At 62.1% G+C, this 16,397-nt stretch carries 15 protein-coding genes; 6 read left to right on the forward strand and 9 right to left on the reverse strand.

Translation table 11 applies throughout. The features are described 5' to 3' along the window. The first annotated feature begins 4 nt into the window (after positions 1 to 4). Complete coding sequence (locus tag ABMA32_RS10210; RefSeq protein ID WP_349013660.1) at positions 5 to 487, forward strand: NUDIX hydrolase; 483 nt, start codon at positions 5 to 7, stop codon at positions 485 to 487. 13 nt (positions 488 to 500) lie between these two features. Here the strand turns inward: ABMA32_RS10210 and ABMA32_RS10215 are convergent, their stop codons facing one another. Both ABMA32_RS10215 and ABMA32_RS10220 read right to left on the reverse strand, forming a co-directional pair. Further along, on the reverse strand, positions 501 to 1,223 hold the full coding sequence (locus ABMA32_RS10215; protein ID WP_349013661.1) for a ferredoxin reductase: 723 nt from the start codon (positions 1,221 to 1,223) through the stop codon (positions 501 to 503). Between the two features lie 177 nt (positions 1,224 to 1,400). After that, positions 1,401 to 2,009 (reverse strand): sulfite oxidase-like oxidoreductase, encoded by a 609-nt coding sequence (locus tag ABMA32_RS10220; protein WP_349013662.1) that lies wholly within the window; start codon positions 2,007 to 2,009, stop codon positions 1,401 to 1,403. Positions 2,010 to 2,703: 694 nt separating this feature from the next. Here ABMA32_RS10220 and ABMA32_RS10225 point away from each other — a divergent pair. From ABMA32_RS10225 to ABMA32_RS10240, 4 genes are all read left to right on the forward strand, one after another. Continuing rightward, positions 2,704 to 6,495 carry a vitamin B12-dependent ribonucleotide reductase gene (locus ABMA32_RS10225; protein ID WP_349014709.1) on the forward strand — a complete coding sequence of 1,264 codons (3,792 nt, stop codon included), beginning with the start codon at positions 2,704 to 2,706 and terminating at the stop codon, positions 6,493 to 6,495. 286 nt (positions 6,496 to 6,781) lie between these two features. Next, entirely contained in the window at positions 6,782 to 7,057 is a 276-nt protein-coding gene (locus tag ABMA32_RS10230) for an HNH endonuclease (RefSeq protein ID WP_349013663.1), read from the forward strand. A gap of 670 nt (positions 7,058 to 7,727) precedes the next feature. Beyond that, entirely contained in the window at positions 7,728 to 7,973 is a 246-nt protein-coding gene (locus ABMA32_RS10235; protein ID WP_349013664.1) for a type II toxin-antitoxin system prevent-host-death family antitoxin, read from the forward strand. Then, positions 7,970 to 8,410 (forward strand): type II toxin-antitoxin system VapC family toxin, encoded by a 441-nt coding sequence (locus ABMA32_RS10240; protein ID WP_349013665.1) that lies wholly within the window; start codon positions 7,970 to 7,972, stop codon positions 8,408 to 8,410. Before ABMA32_RS10235 ends, ABMA32_RS10240 begins: the two co-directional genes overlap by 4 nt. A 601-nt stretch (positions 8,411 to 9,011) precedes the next feature. Here ABMA32_RS10240 and ABMA32_RS10245 read toward each other — a convergent pair. The 4 genes from ABMA32_RS10245 to ABMA32_RS10260 all read right to left on the reverse strand — a co-directional run bounded on the left by ABMA32_RS10245 (position 9,012) and on the right by ABMA32_RS10260 (position 12,932). Next, complete coding sequence (locus ABMA32_RS10245) at positions 9,012 to 10,031, reverse strand: TerC family protein (RefSeq protein ID WP_349013666.1); 1,020 nt, start codon at positions 10,029 to 10,031, stop codon at positions 9,012 to 9,014. Between the two features lie 201 nt (positions 10,032 to 10,232). Beyond that, a complete protein-coding gene (locus tag ABMA32_RS10250; protein ID WP_349013667.1) occupies positions 10,233 to 10,397 on the reverse strand; it encodes a hypothetical protein in 165 nt (54 codons plus the stop codon). Positions 10,398 to 10,660: 263 nt separating this feature from the next. Next, entirely contained in the window at positions 10,661 to 11,479 is an 819-nt protein-coding gene (locus ABMA32_RS10255; protein WP_349013668.1) for a DsbA family protein, read from the reverse strand. A 58-nt stretch (positions 11,480 to 11,537) separates the two neighbouring features. Next, on the reverse strand, positions 11,538 to 12,932 hold the full coding sequence (locus tag ABMA32_RS10260; protein WP_425475536.1) for a M48 family metalloprotease: 1,395 nt from the start codon (positions 12,930 to 12,932) through the stop codon (positions 11,538 to 11,540). A gap of 125 nt (positions 12,933 to 13,057) precedes the next feature. On the opposite strand from ABMA32_RS10260, the gene ABMA32_RS10265 reads away from it, so the two are divergent. Further along, positions 13,058 to 14,209, forward strand: a complete 1,152-nt coding sequence (locus ABMA32_RS10265; protein WP_349013670.1) for a pyridoxal phosphate-dependent aminotransferase — start codon at positions 13,058 to 13,060, stop codon at positions 14,207 to 14,209. On the opposite strand, the gene ABMA32_RS10270 is transcribed toward ABMA32_RS10265, so the two are convergent. The 3 genes from ABMA32_RS10270 to ABMA32_RS10280 form a co-directional block, all read right to left on the reverse strand. Beyond that, a complete protein-coding gene (locus tag ABMA32_RS10270; protein WP_349013671.1) occupies positions 14,206 to 14,454 on the reverse strand; it encodes a ParB N-terminal domain-containing protein in 249 nt (82 codons plus the stop codon). The two genes, ABMA32_RS10265 and ABMA32_RS10270, sit on opposite strands and share 4 nt — an antisense overlap. Before the next feature lie 80 nt (positions 14,455 to 14,534). Next, positions 14,535 to 15,587, reverse strand: a complete 1,053-nt coding sequence (locus ABMA32_RS10275; RefSeq protein ID WP_349013672.1) for an aldo/keto reductase — start codon at positions 15,585 to 15,587, stop codon at positions 14,535 to 14,537. Positions 15,588 to 15,690: 103 nt separating this feature from the next. Continuing rightward, positions 15,691 to 16,161, reverse strand: a complete 471-nt coding sequence (locus tag ABMA32_RS10280; RefSeq protein WP_349013673.1) for a hypothetical protein — start codon at positions 16,159 to 16,161, stop codon at positions 15,691 to 15,693. Positions 16,162 to 16,397: the final 236 nt, after the last annotated feature.

Raw genomic sequence — 16,397 nt, forward strand, 5'->3', positions numbered from 1 at the left:
TGCCATGAATGCGGTAACGGGCAACAATCTGGTCGAAAGGGTGCGCCGGCTTTTCGGCAAGATGCCCTGCCGCATCCAGGTTGCCGCCCTGCCCTGGCGCAAGACCGAGACGGGCGTCGAGATCATGCTCATCACCAGCCGCGATACCGGACGCTGGGTGCTGCCCAAGGGCTGGCCTGAAGCCGACGAGGATCTTGGCGGGGCCGCCGCCCGCGAAGCGGGTGAGGAAGCCGGCATCTCCGGCGCGGTGGCGCGCAAGGAGGTCGGCCGCTATTACTACAACAAGATGCGCTCGTCCGGGGAAGCCGTGCCCTGCGAGGTTCTCGTGTTCCCCCTCGAGGTCGACATGGTTGCCGACAAATGGAAGGAAAAACGGCAGCGCAAGCGCAAATGGGTCAAACCCATCGACGCTGCCCGCATGCTCAACGAGCCCGATCTCTGTCAGCTCATCGCCGCCTTTGGCGCCGATCCTCGCAAATACGCTTGATCGCGCAGCACTCTCAGATGCCATAGCGTTCGGTCGCAACCAGGCCCGGCGCGACGCCGGCGTCAACGACAAGCTGCGCGGCATTTTCGACGAACGGGTTGGAGCCGCACACATAAACTTGAAGCGGCGGTGCCGGCAGCCTGCGGAGAGCCTCGCCGATCATGGCCGCGTCGATGCGCCCCTTGAGCATACCCGGCGGCGGAGCGGTTTCCCGCGTCAGCGTCGCCATGAGATCGAACCCGATCTTGCCGCCGACGATGTGAGCGAGTTCGTCGTGGTAAAGCAGGTCCCCGCGAGTGCGCGCTGAAAAAAGCAGCAGCAATGGCACATTCGACCCACTCAGGAGCTTGTGCCTCGCCATCGAGATGAACGGCGCGACGCCTGACCCGCCGGCGATCAGCAGCAATGGCCCTTTGTCATCGGCTGGCCAGACGAAATAGCCGCCGATCGGCTCCGAAACCTCGATTTCGTCGCCCACCTCTACCACCTCGTGGAAGAACGGCGACACCTCGCCGTCCTTCAATTTCTCGATCGCCAATTCGACGTGCCCTGTTTCCTCCGGCGCCGACGCGATCGAATAGCTGCGTTGCGCGCGGTAGCCGTCCGGCGCGGTCAGCCTGACGCTCACATGCTGGCCGGCGACGAAGGGAATGAACTCCGGCAACCTAAAGAAGAAGCTGGAGACCGTCGGCGAACGCCGGACGATCTTCGAGACGGTCGCGTTCTGCCAGCGCATCAGGTGTCTGAATGGGTCAAGATTCGCGGCAGGGCGAGTCGGAGTCGAAGACGGGCGCGCAAGCGACCAAACTGGGAGCATGCGAGAACCGGAGCGGAGCGTACTTTTCGTACGTGAGCACCGGAAGCGCAGCGTGCTGCCTTTTGCAGGCCGTCCTGGCGTGAATATTGGTCCATTCTAATCATTGGTGTAACGCTGCTCCTTCCACGGATCGCCGTAGCGGTGATAGCCGCGCAATTCCCAGAAGCCGAGTTCGTCTTTGGCTGTGAATTGCAGCCCGTTGATCCACTTGGCCGACTTCCAGAAATAGAGATGCGGCACCAGCAGTCGCGCCGGGCCGCCATGGTCGGGCGTGATCGGCTTTCCTTCATAGCGCAGCGCTACCATTGCCCTTCCCCCTACAAGGTCGGCGGTCGGCACGTTGGTTGTGTACCCGTCGAAGGAATGCGCCAGCGTAAACCCGGTCGGCGGCTCGATGAAGGCGTCGCCGAGGATGTCGTCGATCATCACGCCTTCCCAGGCAGTGTCGAATTTGGACCAGGTCGTCACGCAGTGGATGTCGCGCGTCATCTTCGATTGCGGCAGCGCGTTGAGCTCGGCCCAGTTCCAGCTTTTGACCGGCCGCACCCCGTCCTTGAGCGTAAAGGTCCAGTCCTCAATGCGGACGCGTGGCGTCGGCCCCGCTGACAGCACGGGAAATCCATGTTCGAGGAACTGGCCCGGCGGCAGCCGCTCCCTCGTTTCTTCCGATCCGCTGCGTCGTCCGGTAAAGCCGCGAGTCGCCATGGCGTCGGTCCTTCTGGGAGGCGATATGAACTTTCCGCATAACGATCCCATCCCCGGCACGATGGATCAAGTGTCCCTGGGTATCGTTTCCGGCCGATCCTGTCTGATGGCGTTTGGCGCGATACCGGCCCAAATCCTCCCCGTTATCCACATAGCCGGCACACAACATGTTGGGGTCACAAAACTATTAAAAACGAATCCTTGACGGCCGGAAACGAGTCGCCCTTTATAGGCCATGCGCTCCTGTTTCGGGCGCGGCCGGAAGAACTCCAGGCCGGTATAAAGTTTCCAGATTTGAGCGGGTTTTCAGGCGGTTTGTCCGGTCGGGATGAGCTACCGGAGGCTTGGTTTTTGCATGCGCATGAGGGGCTGTTAGGGACAAGGCGACGGGTTTGAAAAATACTCTGTTAACACTATATTTAGTGTTTGCGGGCAAACTCGACGCTAGATAATGTGAAATTCCTCCGATGGGGGAATCATCGAGTTTTCAGTATTGAGGGACCTTCGCGGGTCCGTCCGCAGACCGAAACGCAAGGCTCCGCAAGGGGTTGGCCTATCAGGGAACGGACAGCAGCGAAGGAGGAGAAAGTCGCCGTCTTGAGACGGCGGCAATGGCGGACTGCGTCTTCGTGAGATTGAGCGGGAAAGTTCCCTCGCGAAGCGCTATATATAGATGAAAAGGGACAACGGGATCATGCATATCGAGCGGCGCTTCACCAAGGCAGGACAATCCGCATACGCGGAGATCGAATTCCGCAAGGCGCTCTCCGAGATCAAGAACCCGGACGGCTCGGTCGTGTTCCGGCTCGACGACATCGACGTGCCCGCGCAGTTCTCGCAGGTCGCCGCCGACATCCTCGCCCAGAAATATTTCCGCAAGGCCGGCGTGCCCGCGCGCCTGAAGAAGGTCGAGGAAAACGACGTCCCCTCCTTCCTGTGGCGCTCGGTTCCCGACGAGGCCGCCCTTGCCGAGTTGCCGGAAGATCAGCGCTATGGTTCCGAGCGCGATGCCCGCCAGGTCTTCACCCGCCTAGCGGGCACCTGGACCTACTGGGGCTGGAAGGGCGGCTACTTCAAGTCCGAGGATGACGCTCAGGCCTTCATGGATGAGCTGTCCTACATGCTCGCCACGCAGCGCGTCGCGCCCAACTCGCCGCAGTGGTTCAACACCGGCCTGCACTGGGCTTACGGCATCGACGGCCCCGGCCAGGGCCACTTCTATGTCGATCCCTTCACCGGCAAGCTGACCAAGTCGAAGTCCGCCTACGAGCACCCGCAACCGCACGCCTGCTTCATCCAGTCCGTCGGCGACGACCTCGTCAACGAGGGTGGCATCATGGACCTGTGGGTGCGTGAAGCCCGCCTGTTCAAATACGGTTCGGGCACCGGCTCCAACTTCTCGCATCTGCGTGGCGAAGGCGAAAAGCTCTCCGGCGGCGGCCGGTCGTCCGGCCTGATGTCCTTCCTCAAGATCGGCGACCGCGCCGCCGGCGCCATCAAGTCGGGCGGCACGACGCGCCGCGCTGCCAAGATGGTCATCGTCGACGCCGACCACCCCGATATCGAGTCCTTCATCGACTGGAAGGTCAACGAGGAGCAGAAGGTCGCATCGCTGGTCACCGGCTCGAAGATCGTCAAGAAGCACATGGCCGCCGTTATGAAGGCCTGCGTGGCCTGCGAAGGCCCCGGCGACGACTGCTACGACCCGAACAAGAACCCTGCCCTGAAGCGCGCCATCAAGGATGCCAAGCGTGACGGCGTGCCGGAGAACTACGTCAAGCGCGTCATCCAGTTCGCCAGGCAGGGCTACACGGCGATCGACTTCAAGACCTACGATACCGACTGGGACTCCGAGGCCTACCTCACCGTCTCCGGCCAGAACTCCAACAACTCCATCTCGCTCAAGGACAACTTCCTGCGCGCTGTCGAGACCGACGGCGACTGGAAGCTCACCGCCCGCAAGGACGGCAAGGTGATGAAGACGCAGAAGGCGCGCGAGCTCTGGGAGAAGATCGGCTACGCCGCCTGGGCGTCGGCCGATCCCGGCCTGCACTTCAACACCACCATGAACGACTGGCACACCTCGCCGGCCGGCGGCCCGATCCGCGGCTCCAACCCGTGCTCGGAATACATGTTCCTCGACGACACGGCCTGCAACCTCGCCTCGATCAACCTCCTGCCCTACCGCAACGCCGACGGCACGATCGACATCGCGGCCTACGAACACACCGTGCGCCTGTGGACCATGGTGCTCGAAATCTCGGTCATGATGGCGCAGTTCCCGTCGAAGGAGATCGCCAGGCTCTCCTACGAGTACCGCACGCTCGGCCTCGGCTATGCCAACATCGGCGGCCTGCTGATGACCTCGGGCATCCCTTATGACTCCGCCGAGGGCCGCGCCATCTGCGGCGCGCTCACCGCGATCATGACCGGCGTCTCCTATGCCACGTCGGCCGAGATGGCCGCCGAGCTCGGCGCCTTCCCGAACTACGACCGCAACGCGGAATCCATGCTGCGCGTCATGCGCAACCACCGCCGCGCAGCCTACGGCCAGAAGGATGGTTATGAGAAGCTCGCGGTCAATCCCGTGCCGCTCGTCCATGCAGACCTCAGGCAGCCCGAACTCGGCGAACGCGCCAAGGCTGCGTGGGACCGCGCCATCGAGCTTGGCGAGGAACACGGCTACCGCAACGCGCAGTCGACCGTCATCGCGCCGACTGGCACGATCGGCCTCGTCATGGATTGCGACACCACCGGCATCGAGCCCGACTTCGCGCTGGTGAAGTTCAAGAAGCTCGCTGGCGGCGGCTACTTCAAGATCATCAACCGCGCCGTTCCCGAGGCGCTCCGCACCCTCGGCTATGGCGAGGCGCAGATCGCCGAGATCGAGGCTTATGCCGTCGGCCACGGCAACCTCAACCAGGCGCCCGGCATCAACCCCGGCGCGCTCAAGGCCAAGGGCTTCACCGACGAGAAGATCGCCGCGATCAACGCAGCACTCGGCTCCGCCTTCGACATCAAGTTCGTCTTCAACCAGTGGACGCTCGGCGCCGACTGGGTGAAGGAGACTTTTGGCTTCACCGACGAGCAGCTCGGCGACTTCTCCTTCGAGATGCTGCCCGCGCTCGGCTTCTCGAAGAAGGACATCGAGGCCGCCAATATCCATGTCTGCGGAGCGATGACGCTGGAAGGCGCGCCGCACCTCAAGGCCGAGCACCTGCCCGTCTTCGATTGCGCCAACCCGTGCGGCAAGATCGGCAAGCGCTGTCTCTCGGTCGAGAGCCACATCCGCATGATGGCGGCTGCCCAGCCCTTCATCTCGGGCGCGATTTCCAAGACGATCAACATGCCCAACGAGGCGACCGTCGAGGATTGCAAGAATGCCTACATGCTGTCCTGGAAGCTGGCGCTGAAGGCCAACGCGCTCTATCGTGACGGCTCGAAGCTCTCCCAGCCGCTCAACGCCTCGCTCATCGCCGATGACGAGGAGGACGAGGACGATGCATTCGAGACGCTGGTCGCCTCGCCCGCCGCCGCCCGCGCGGTGGCCGTCACCGAGAAGATCGTCGAGCGCGTGGTCGAGCGTCTCTACCGCGACCGCGAGAAGCTGCCGAACCGCCGCAAGGGCTACACCCAGAAGGCGATCGTCGGCGGCCACAAGGTCTACCTGCGCACCGGCGAGTTCGACGACGGCCGCCTCGGCGAAATCTTCATCGACATGCACAAGGAAGGCGCCGCCTTCCGCGCGATGATGAACAACTTCGCCATCGCCATCTCGCTCGGCCTGCAATACGGCGTGCCGCTGGACGAATATGTGGAGGCCTTCACCTTCACCAAGTTCGAGCCGGCCGGCATGGTCGTCGGCAACGACGCCATCAAGAACGCCACGTCGATCCTCGACTACGTCTTCCGCGAGCTCGCCGTCTCCTATCTGGAGCGCCACGACCTCGCCCATGTCGACCAGTCGAACTTCGACAACACCGCGCTCGGCAAGGGCATCACCGAAGGCAAGGCGACGCCCTTCTCCAAGGGCCTGACGCGCGGCGCCTCGCCGGTCAAGCTGGTGTCGAGCATAGGCCAGTCGTCCGAGCCGAAGGGTTTCGGCGGCATCTCGTCCTCACCGACCCGCTCCGCGCCGACGGCTTTCGCCGGCTCCAACGTCCGCTCGCTGCAGACGGCGGCCGCCCACGCGATCCGCCCCGAGAGCGACGGCGCGGTAGCCTTCAAGCGCGACTACGAGGAGCGCGCCGCCGAGCTTGCCGAGGACATCGCCGAGGAAGAGGCCGACGCCACGTCCGCCCTCTTCACCGACACCGCCGCCCAGGAAGCCGCCGACGCCAAGGCGCTCGCCAACGACCGCCGCGCCAAATCGCTTCTGCAAGGCTACACCGGCAACTCCTGCTCGGAATGTCAGAACTTCACCATGGTGCGGAACGGGACCTGCGAGAAGTGCGATACTTGTGGGGCGACCAGCGGGTGCAGCTGAGAGAAAACTGAACGCTAAACCGTAGCACTTTCGGCTCGGTCGCAAGATCGGGCCGAAACTACAAATCGGAACAAAAACGGAAAGGTGTCTAAAAAAGTTTAAGGGCAAAAGCCCAGAAACACCAAAGCCGGCCCGAAGGCCGGCTTTGGATACCGCGAATAAGCCGAAGCTCACGCGGGGCGAAGAGACCGATTGGCCCATCACCTGTAGCAAGGGCACCATATGGGGAGTCGGTTCTCAAAGTCGAGGTAGCTGAGGCGGAACGGCAGCGACATAGGAGAAAAACATGGCCAGCCCACTTTTGAGTGCATTGCTCGGCGAAGACGCAAACAAATTTGCCGCGTGGTCCCGAGCGACCATTATGCCCGGATACGATTCGACCAAATATAGAAAGGATCGTTTCGGTTGGTGGATAGACTGGAACGAGTACGGAAAGACTAGCGAATATGGATGGGAGGTGGACCATATCCATCCCGTTTCCCTGTTAGGCTCCGATCATGAAAACAATCTGCAGGCGCTTCACTGGCGAAACAACCGTAGAAAGTCCAATCATGTCCTGTAGCAAGAGCGCCCAGCCCTTAGTCCCGTGAAGGCGAAGGTGGCAGAGCGAGGCTAAGACGGAGAGGGAGGGATAGCGCGCCTCTCCTTCGTCATCCTAGGGCGAAGCAGGCCGAAGGCCGTCGCGAAGACCCTAGGATCCATGCCGTGACCTGCCGGCAGCACGGTGACCGTCCAGAACAGGCACCCGACCTCGACCACATGCCCGCTCGTTTGACCCCACGGCATGGATCCTCGGGTCAAGCCCGAGGATGACGAAAGCGCGGTGGCGATGCCGGTGCACAACGAAGCGCGTCCTCCCCGTTCGTCACCCACGAAGCGCTCCCTCCTTCGCCCCCACAGACAGGCGCTCTCTCCTCTTCGTCATCCTAGGGCGGAGCAAGGAGCGCAGCGACGCGGCGCAGACCCTAGGATCCATGCCGTGACGCTCAGGCAGCGCGCCGACCGTCCAGAACAGGCGCAAGCCCTCCACCACCTGCCCACACGTTCGACCTCACGGCATGGATCCTCGGGTCAAGCCCGAGGATGACGAAAGCGCGGTGGCGATGCCGGCGCACAACGAAGCGCTTAGCCCCGCGCAGACCTCCCATCGGTCCCGACATCAGGCATCAGCTTGCATTCCGACTGCCCCCATACTAAATGTAGTCTCATGTAGTCACATCTGGAGATGGGCCATGAAGCACATGCAGGTGCGCGATGCCAAGGCCGAGCTTTCGGCGCTGCTCGCGGCGGCCGAGCGCGGCGAGCCGACCACCATCACGAAGCATGGCAAGGCCGCCGCAGTGCTTGTGCCGGTCGAGGATGCGCGCAGGCTTTATCCGGAGTCGAAGAAGAAAAGCTTCGCCGAGCATCTGCTCGCCTTCCCTGATGGCATCGAGTTCGAGCGCGACGAGACGCCGCTGCGCGATATCGACCTGTGACCGGATTTCTGGTCGACACGTCGGTGCTCTCCGCACTTGCGCCCGGACGCGGGGATGCCGGCGCGACAGACTGGTTCCGCAAGCATGACGGCGCGTTGTTTTTGCCGGTGGTCGCACTCAGCGAAATACGACAGGGCATAGCGCGGCTTGAGCGCATGGGCGCCTCGCGCAAGGCGGCCGGGCTGGCCGCGTGGTTTGACGAAACCCTTCGCGACTTCGAGGACATGCTGCTTCCGGTCGGCGTGGAGGTCGCTCTTATCGCCGGCACGCTTTCCGACCGCGCAAAAGGATTGGGAGCAAGCCCTGGCTACGCCGACACGCTGATCGCGGCGACGGCACAGCACCATGAACTGACGGTAGCGACCCGCAACCTTCGCCATTTCGAGCAGCTTGGTTCGGTTTGCCTGGATCCTTTCAACCCCGGACCGGCGGATTGACGTTGCGCGATCGTTGCAACTTCGAACACCGGCAGGAGACAACCGACGATCGTCTGATTGGGTGAAAAAGATTTTAACTCATCCCGTTGATTTCATTGCATAATAAAAAATAATCCGGGCCGATTTATCCCCACTCATCTCACCTCCTTTATTCTCCACCCCGCAACTTGCGTGTGGGAACGGGTGTGTACAGCCAGCGTCCCGGGCAAGTGTGGCGCCGGATGCTTCCGCTGGACTGGGCGGGACGTCCGACCGTCTGCCGCCTCGTGCGCTCGTGGCTTCCAGAATACCGGAAGCTGATGGGCCGGGCGCCGGCAGAGGGATAAACGCCGGCGGCGCATGGCAGCGCGTCACATTACTTACTTAGAAGACGTCGCTGCCATGCGCCGCTTCCCACACAGTTCAACAGCCAGATCGGAAACGAGGCGTGGCAACGAAAACCTGTATGCGCCGCCCTCCCTTCTCCCCTTGGGGGAGAAGATGGCTGAGCGAAGCGAAGTCGGATGAGGGGTGCTCCAGCTTGACGCCGACATACCCCTCATCCGTCTCGGCGCTATCGCGCCGATCCACCTTCTCCCGCACGGGGAGAAGGCAACGCCCCTCAATCCCGCGCCGGGTCGCCCTCCTCCATCCCCGCCGGCCACTCCGGCTCCGGCTCGTTCCTCGTCTTCCACAGCGAGTACAGAATCCCGCCGGCAATCAGCGCCAGCGTCACGCCGAGGCTCAGCACAGGCGGGAACTTGCCACCGTCGAGCACGAAGTCCGAGACGAAGATCTTCGCGCCGATGAACACCAGAACGGTGGCCAGTGCGTATTTCAGGTAGTGGAAGCGGTGCACCATGGCGGCGAGCGCGAAATAGAGCGCGCGCAGGCCGAGGATCGCCATGATGTTCGACGTATAGACGATGAACGTGTCTGTCGTGATGGCGAAGATCGCCGGCACGCTGTCCACGGCGAAGACAAGGTCGGCGATGTTGATCACCACCAGCGCCAGGAAGAGAGGCGTCGCCGCCGTCACCAGCCGGCCCGTCTTTGGGTCCAGCGCGCGCACGAAGAAGTGGTGCCCGTGATGCTCCTGCGTCACCCGCATGCGCCGCGAGATGAACTTGATCGCCGCATTGTCCTTGATGTCGATCGGCTCGTCGCCGGCGAAGAACATTTTTATGCCGGTGAAAATCAGGAACGCGGCGAAGATGTAGAGCACCCAGTAGGCCTGCTGCACCAAGGCCGCGCCGCCCGCGATCATGATGCCGCGCAGCACGATGACCGCGATGATGCCCCATAGAAGTGCCCGGTACTGGTATTTCGCGGGAATCGCGAAATAGGTGAAGATCAGGCTGATGACGAAGACGTTGTCGATCGACAGCGCCTTTTCGATAAAATAGCCGGTCAGGTATTGCATGCCCGGCTCGGCCCCGCGCGCATACCAGACCCAGGCGCCGAACAGCATGGCGATGACGATGTAGAAGACGGAGAGCTTCAGGCTCTCGGCGATGCCCATTTCCCGGTCCTCCTTGTTGAGGAAGCCGAGGTCGAAGGCCGTCAGCGTGACGACGAGTGTGATGAAGGCGAGCCAGAACCACGCAGGTGTGCCCAGCCAGTCGATGAACAGGAAATCCAAGGAAACGCTCCTCTCGATGAAAAACGATCGATCGGAACGAAGGATGACGGAAGTCTCGGACAGTGGACCCGCGGCATCGGAACATTCCGATGCGGTCCGACATCACGAGGAGAAAAAAAACCTCGCCAGAGGGGCCCGGTCCGCAGACGCTTAACTAGCGCGGGGGCCGGGAAAGTTCAACGGCAGGAAGCGACGAAGCCGTTAATTCACGGCGCCCGTCTCGGTCGTATCGACCTTCGCAGTTCCGAAATCGCCCATTGCAGGCGGCAGCGAGGTCATGGGCCGGTGGTCGGCCCTGACGATTTCCAGAAGTCCGGTACTGACGATAAAAACCGCGATTGCGGCGACTGCCAGCATGTTGCGCATCGAAGTTCTCCGAACGTGACGCAACACAAAACGTAGCAGAAGGAAATTGTTTCCCGCTTAAGCGACGTGGTTTCAAATTTGTTGCCGGAAAAGCGATCGTCGCATCGCGCACCTGTCGCGGGTAAAGGACGCAAAGTGCGCGAAAGGGCTAGCAAAGGCTCCCGGCCCCAAGGCCGGGCTCGCGACTGCGGGCCGCCTATCGTTCGGCGCTCCCGCGAAGGTCCAGCCGCCAGCATAGCGGCGATACGGCCGTGAGCGAAAAACTAGTTCGCGGCCGTCGCGGCGTCGGCGGCGCGCGTCTCGGCGATCTTCTGCGCCAGCAATTCCTGGCCTAGCGCGCCGAACACCACCTCGTTGCCGACTACGTAGGACGGTGTGCCCGTGATGGCGAGCTTATTGGCAAGTTCGTAGGTCTCGTTGAACGCTTGCGCGATCGCCGGGTTCTTCATCTCTTCGCGAAGTGCGGCCTCGTCGACGCCGAGCGACAACGCAATCCGTATCGCGGCTTCTTCGGTAGCGCGGCCCTGCCCGCCGATCAACTGGTTGTGGAAGTCGCCGTATTTCTCGGGCATCAGCCGGTGGAAGGCCATCGACACCATGTGCGCCTTCGAGGAATCCGGCCCGAGGATCGGGAATTCCTTGAGCACGAAGCGCAGATCCGGATCGGAGGCCGTCAGCGCAAGCATGTCTTCCTGGGCACGTTTGCAGTAGCCGCAATTGTAGTCGTAGAACTCGACGATCGTGGTCTTGCCCGCCGGGTTGCCGACGACCCCGTCGTAGGCGGCGTTGAAGATCGTGTCCCGCGCCCCGTCGATCACTTCCAGGTTGGCGACCCGCTGCGCCTCGCGCTGCTTGTCCTCCAGCGCCTGCTGCATGTCGATCAGGAGTTCGGGATTCTTGACCAGATAGTCGCGGATGATGTTCTCGATGCCAACCCTGTCGAGCGGTGCTTCCGCCGATGCTACCGTCGCCGTCTCGGCATTGGCCATCGCCACACCCGGCTTGCCCGCGACATAGCCGGCTCCAAGCATTCCCGCAGCGACGGCAAGACCCGCCGCGCTCACCCAAACCGCCTTGCCCATCGTCCTGTCCTCTATCCGTTTGCCGTTACGGCTTTGTCGCACGTTGCGCCAAAAAGGTTCAGCCCTTCTTTTTTGGGCCCTTCTGGCTGATGATGTCCTGTGCTCTAACCCACGCGGGCTCGCCACGCTTGAACTTCTGCTGGGCGCGCATGGCGAAGATCTTCGCCTGCTGGTAATTGCCGCTGTAGTAGTAGCCCTCGGCGGTCGCAAGCTCAGCCTGGCCGACGTCGCCAAGCTGGCCGTAGGCTTGAGCAAGGTAAGTATAACCGTTGAAGTTTTCCTTGTCGCGCGACAGCGCGTCCTTGATCAGTGAAGCTGCCTTCTTGATGTTCTCCGTCTTTCCAGTCGCCAACAGCGCCTGTCCGTAGGCGATCTGGGTGATGCTCGACTTGGCTGGATCGAGTTGAGCAGCTTTTGCGTAGGCAGCGACCGCCTTTTCCGGCTGGTTGGCTTTGAGCAGGACGTCGCCGCGCAGTTCGTGAAAATACGCATTGTTGGGATGCTGCTTGATCAACGCATCCACCTTCTTCAACGCGTTGCGGGGGCTGCCGAAACGATAGGCCAGCTGCGCATCGCCATATTGCGCGGCCAGCGGCGAGAGCTTCTTGAAGAGGCGGGATGCCTCGCCTTGCCCCTTGGTATAGACGGCGATCTTCGCGCGCATCATCTCGTGGCGCAGTTGCAGGTCGGCCGAATCCGTGTTGTCGTAATAGGGGCTGGCCTTCACCAGCGTTTCCAGATTGGCGATGCGGTCTCGCGGCATAGGGTGGCTTATGCGGTAAGGGTCGACCTGCGCGCCCGATAGCGATAGTGCGCTCTGGAAGCGGGCAAACGTCGTCAACATGCCTTTGCCGGACTGGCCGGTCGCCTCCAGATACCTGATTCCGGATTGATCGGCCGCAGCTTCCTCGGTCCGCTGATAGCTTAGCAGGCTGCGGCGCGCCGTCTCGCTACCGCCCATCATGATGCCCGCACCCGCGCCAGCAAGCCCGCCTTGGTCTGTGGCCGCACCTGCTGCCATCGCGCCGACGCCGAGCAGCGACGCGATCACCGCCATAGTCTGGGCGCGCGCCATCTGGTCGCGCAGGCGCTCCTGATGTCCGCCGGCAATGTGGCCAGCTTCGTGCGCGATAACGCCGATGATCTCGTTGGGGGTTTCGGACTGCAGCAACGCGCCGGTGTTGATGAACATGCGGCGGCCGGCGACGAACGCGTTGAAATTCGGATCGTTGACCAGAATGATGTCGATGCCCGACTTCGACAGCCCGGCTGCCTTGAAAATCGGCCGCGCATAGTCGCGGACGAGCGCCTCGATCTCTGCGTCCCGCACGATCGGAACCCTGCCTTGCTGCGCGAACGCCGAAACCGATGCGGTCGCGACGACGATAGCGGCCAAACCGGCCACGGCTGCGGCGCGAACCAGCTTGAGCAAGGAAGAAACAACAGCGTCCATGACGGGCACGACTGGTAAACCAGCGGACGGGCGATGGAAAGTCGGCGTCGAAAAGATCATGAACTTGTGATCCCCACACCAATCGGGCATTTCTGCGGCGCGGTGGGCCACGGAAACCGGAGCAGATGACGGTAGCGATCTCAAAGCGGGGCGATGTAGAGCCATTTCACGCCATGGACATCCTCGCCGAGGCCAACCGGCTGAAGGCGCGCGGCGTGCCGGTGGTCTCGATGGCGGTCGGCCAGCCATCCGACCCAGCGCCTCAGCGCGTGCGGGAAGCGGCGGCCAAGGCCCTTTCCGACGGCCGCATCGGCTATACCGACGCGCTGGGCATGATGTCCCTGCGCGAGGCGATCGCGGCACATTATGCCGACCACTATGGGCTCGAGGTTCCGCCCGCCCGCATTGCCGTCACCACCGGTTCCTCGGCCGCGTTCAACCTCGCCTTTCTAGCGATGTTCGACCCCGGCGACCGAGTAGCTATCGCCGCCCCCGGTTATCCGGCCTACCGCAACATCATGGCCGCTCTCGGTCTCGAAGTCGTGGAGATCGAGCTTGACGGCTGCCCCTATTTGCACGCGCAGCATCTGCGCGAGGCCCATGCCGCCGCGCCGGTGAGGGTCCTTTTCGCCAGCCCCGCCAATCCGACGGGTGCGGTCGTTCCGGCTGAGGATTTGAAGGAATTGATCGACACGGCCGGTGACCTCGGTCTCGCCGTCATTTCCGACGAAATCTACCACCGCCTCGCCTATTCTGCGCCGGACGTGAGCGCCCTCAGCTTCGGAGCGGACGTAACCGTCATCAACTCCTTCTCGAAATACTACTGCATGACTGGCTGGCGCATCGGCTGGATGGTTTTGCCCGAAAGACTGGTCCGGCCGGTCGAGCGGATCGCGCAGAGCCTCTACATTTCCGCGCCGGAACTGTCGCAGATCGCGGCTATCCAGTCTTTCGGCGCAACTGCGGAACTCGAAGAGGTCAAGGCGCGCTACGCATGGAATCGCGAGCTGCTGCAGCAACGGCTTCCGGAACTGGGCTTTGCTTTCGCTGCCCCCATGGACGGAGCGTTCTACGCGTTCTGCGACGTCACAAGGCTGACCAACGACAGCATGGCCTTTGCGAAGCGCATGCTTGCCGAGGCGCATGTCGCCGCGCCTCCGGGCCGGGACTTCGATCCTCTGGCCGGCCATCGCTACATGCGCTTTTCCTATGCCGGCAGCCACGCCGACATGGTCACGGCGATGGACCGCATCGAAAGCTGGCTGTCGAGACGCTAGTGCTTGCGCGCCTGCACCAGATAGGCGTCGATCTCGGCCTCACCCAGCCATTTCAAGGCCTCAAGGCGATGCAGGCCTTCGACAAGGATGTATCGCTTGCCATCGTGCCGAACCTGTATCGGTGTCTTCAGCCCGTTTTCCAGGATATCTTCGGCTAGAGCGCGCGCGGTCTCGGGATGTAGCAGCTTGCGCCGCGCGGTTGGCACATAAATGGCTTCAACCGGCACCTTTGTCACCCGCAGCAAGTCGCGTTCTCCCGATCCGGATCGTTCTGACAGGCATAGGCTTTTGATTCAGCCGCGGCTAGTCAGCATAGACACGGAACTCAGGGACAGGGATTCCCCGTCCGCTGGTGGATCGCATCTACAGCCTTCTGCATCTCCTCGGTCCACTTCACGTCGGCTGCCGCCAGGGCGGTTTCCAGATGCCACATCTTGGTCGCTCCAATGATGCTCGAGGCGACGAAATTTTGGTTGAGAACAAAAGCGGCGGCGAAGAGTGCGGGCTCCACGCCGAAGCTCCGGGCAAGCTTGCTGTACTCGGCGATTGTCTCGGCGGCGTTGGGCGTCTCGTATCGCTGACCGCGGTTGAACAGCGTTGACCTCGCTCCCTCGGGCTTGGCGCCGTTATCGTATTTTCCGGTCAGATACCCTTGTCCGAGAGGCGAATAGGCGAGCAGAGCAACGTCCTCGCGCTCGCAAACTTCCGCAAGGTTCACTTCGAAAGTCCTGTTGACCAGATTGTAAGCGTTCTGGATCGAGACGACGCGCGGACCGATGCCCTTGTCGGCCTCTGCAACGAAGCGCATGACTCCCCAGGAGCTTTCGTTCGAGACGCCGAAATGGCGAATCTTGCCGAGCTTCACAAGCTCGTCGAGAACGCCAAGCGTCTCTTCGATAGGGGTCTCATCCTCATGCCTTTCGGCGGGCCAGGTTCCGTACCGCGTGGGGTTCGCCCCCCACGGAATCTTTCTTTCCGGAAAATGAAGCTGGTAGAGATCGACGTAGTCTGTCCCCAGCCGTGTCAGCGACTTGTCGATGGCGTCGCAAATATCGGCCCTGACCAGTTTCGACGGTCGGCCGCCGCGAAACCAATCCATCACGGTTCGCCCCACGACCTTCGTGGCCACAACGACCTTGTCGCGATTCCCCCGAGCCTTGAGCCAGTTGCCGACGATCCGCTCCGTACTGCCCTGCGTTTCCGGCTTCGGCGGGATCGAATAGAGTTCGGCGGTGTCGAGGAAATTCACGCCAGCTGCGAAAGCGGCGTCCATCTGCTCGAAGCCTTGGGCCTCCGTGTTCTGCTGGCCCCATGTCATCGTACCCAGACAGATCCGCGAAACGGAAAGGTCCGTACGGCCAAGGCGTCGCATCTCCATGCGCAAACTCCGGGATGTTTTGGTTGGATAGACTGGAGGGGATATGAGCGATCTAGCTTGATCGCACAGGAAAGGGAAGATCGCCAACCGGTTGGAGGTGGGGTTACCGCCGGGCCTTGGCGACTGCCTTGCGCTTGGCCTCGTCGATCAGGCCGTTGGCGACCTGCATGCGCCGGAGGGCCTGCTGTCTCAGATGCGATGGAACACGATCCGGATGGTTCTTCAGCGCAAACATCCTTCTCAGCCGATTGAGATCGGGAGATGCCGGCCCATCCAGCCCTAGTTCGATGGCAATGATTGCAGGATCTGTCGAAAGCATCTGGATCGAAACATCTTCCGCTTCGACGGATCGATCCATGGCCGGCTGCGAATCCTCTACCCCCTGCTCCGCTTCGAGTTCTCCAAGCAGAGCCTTCAGTTCTGCTTCGACATCTTCGCTCGACAGTCGATATTCGGCAGCGACGGCATCACCGGAAACCTTGATGCGGCCCGAGTGAAGCTCTTCCGCGACAGCCAGATAATCGAACGGAATCGCATGCCGCGGAGACGGTTCCGCGGCCACTTCGGCAGCCACGAACAAATCGTCTAGCAACGATGCGAAATCGCCTTTCGTAGCCGTGGCAACCTCCTGAGACAAACTCGCCTGCCGTCGTGTCGGGAAACATAGGCGCAACCCGGTTAAAATTCGCGACCCAGCTTATGTTGAAATTTAGCGATCGAGACAGCATGCGCCCACCCGCATAGCTGCCATGCGCCATGTTGCAGTGCACAATCTCTTAGAATCGATTAGATTTCGAGTGGGAGGTCCAA

Origin of the sequence: Mesorhizobium quangtriensis (genome assembly GCF_040081925.1) — a bacterium.
Taxonomy (GTDB): domain Bacteria; phylum Pseudomonadota; class Alphaproteobacteria; order Rhizobiales; family Rhizobiaceae; genus Mesorhizobium_K; species Mesorhizobium_K quangtriensis.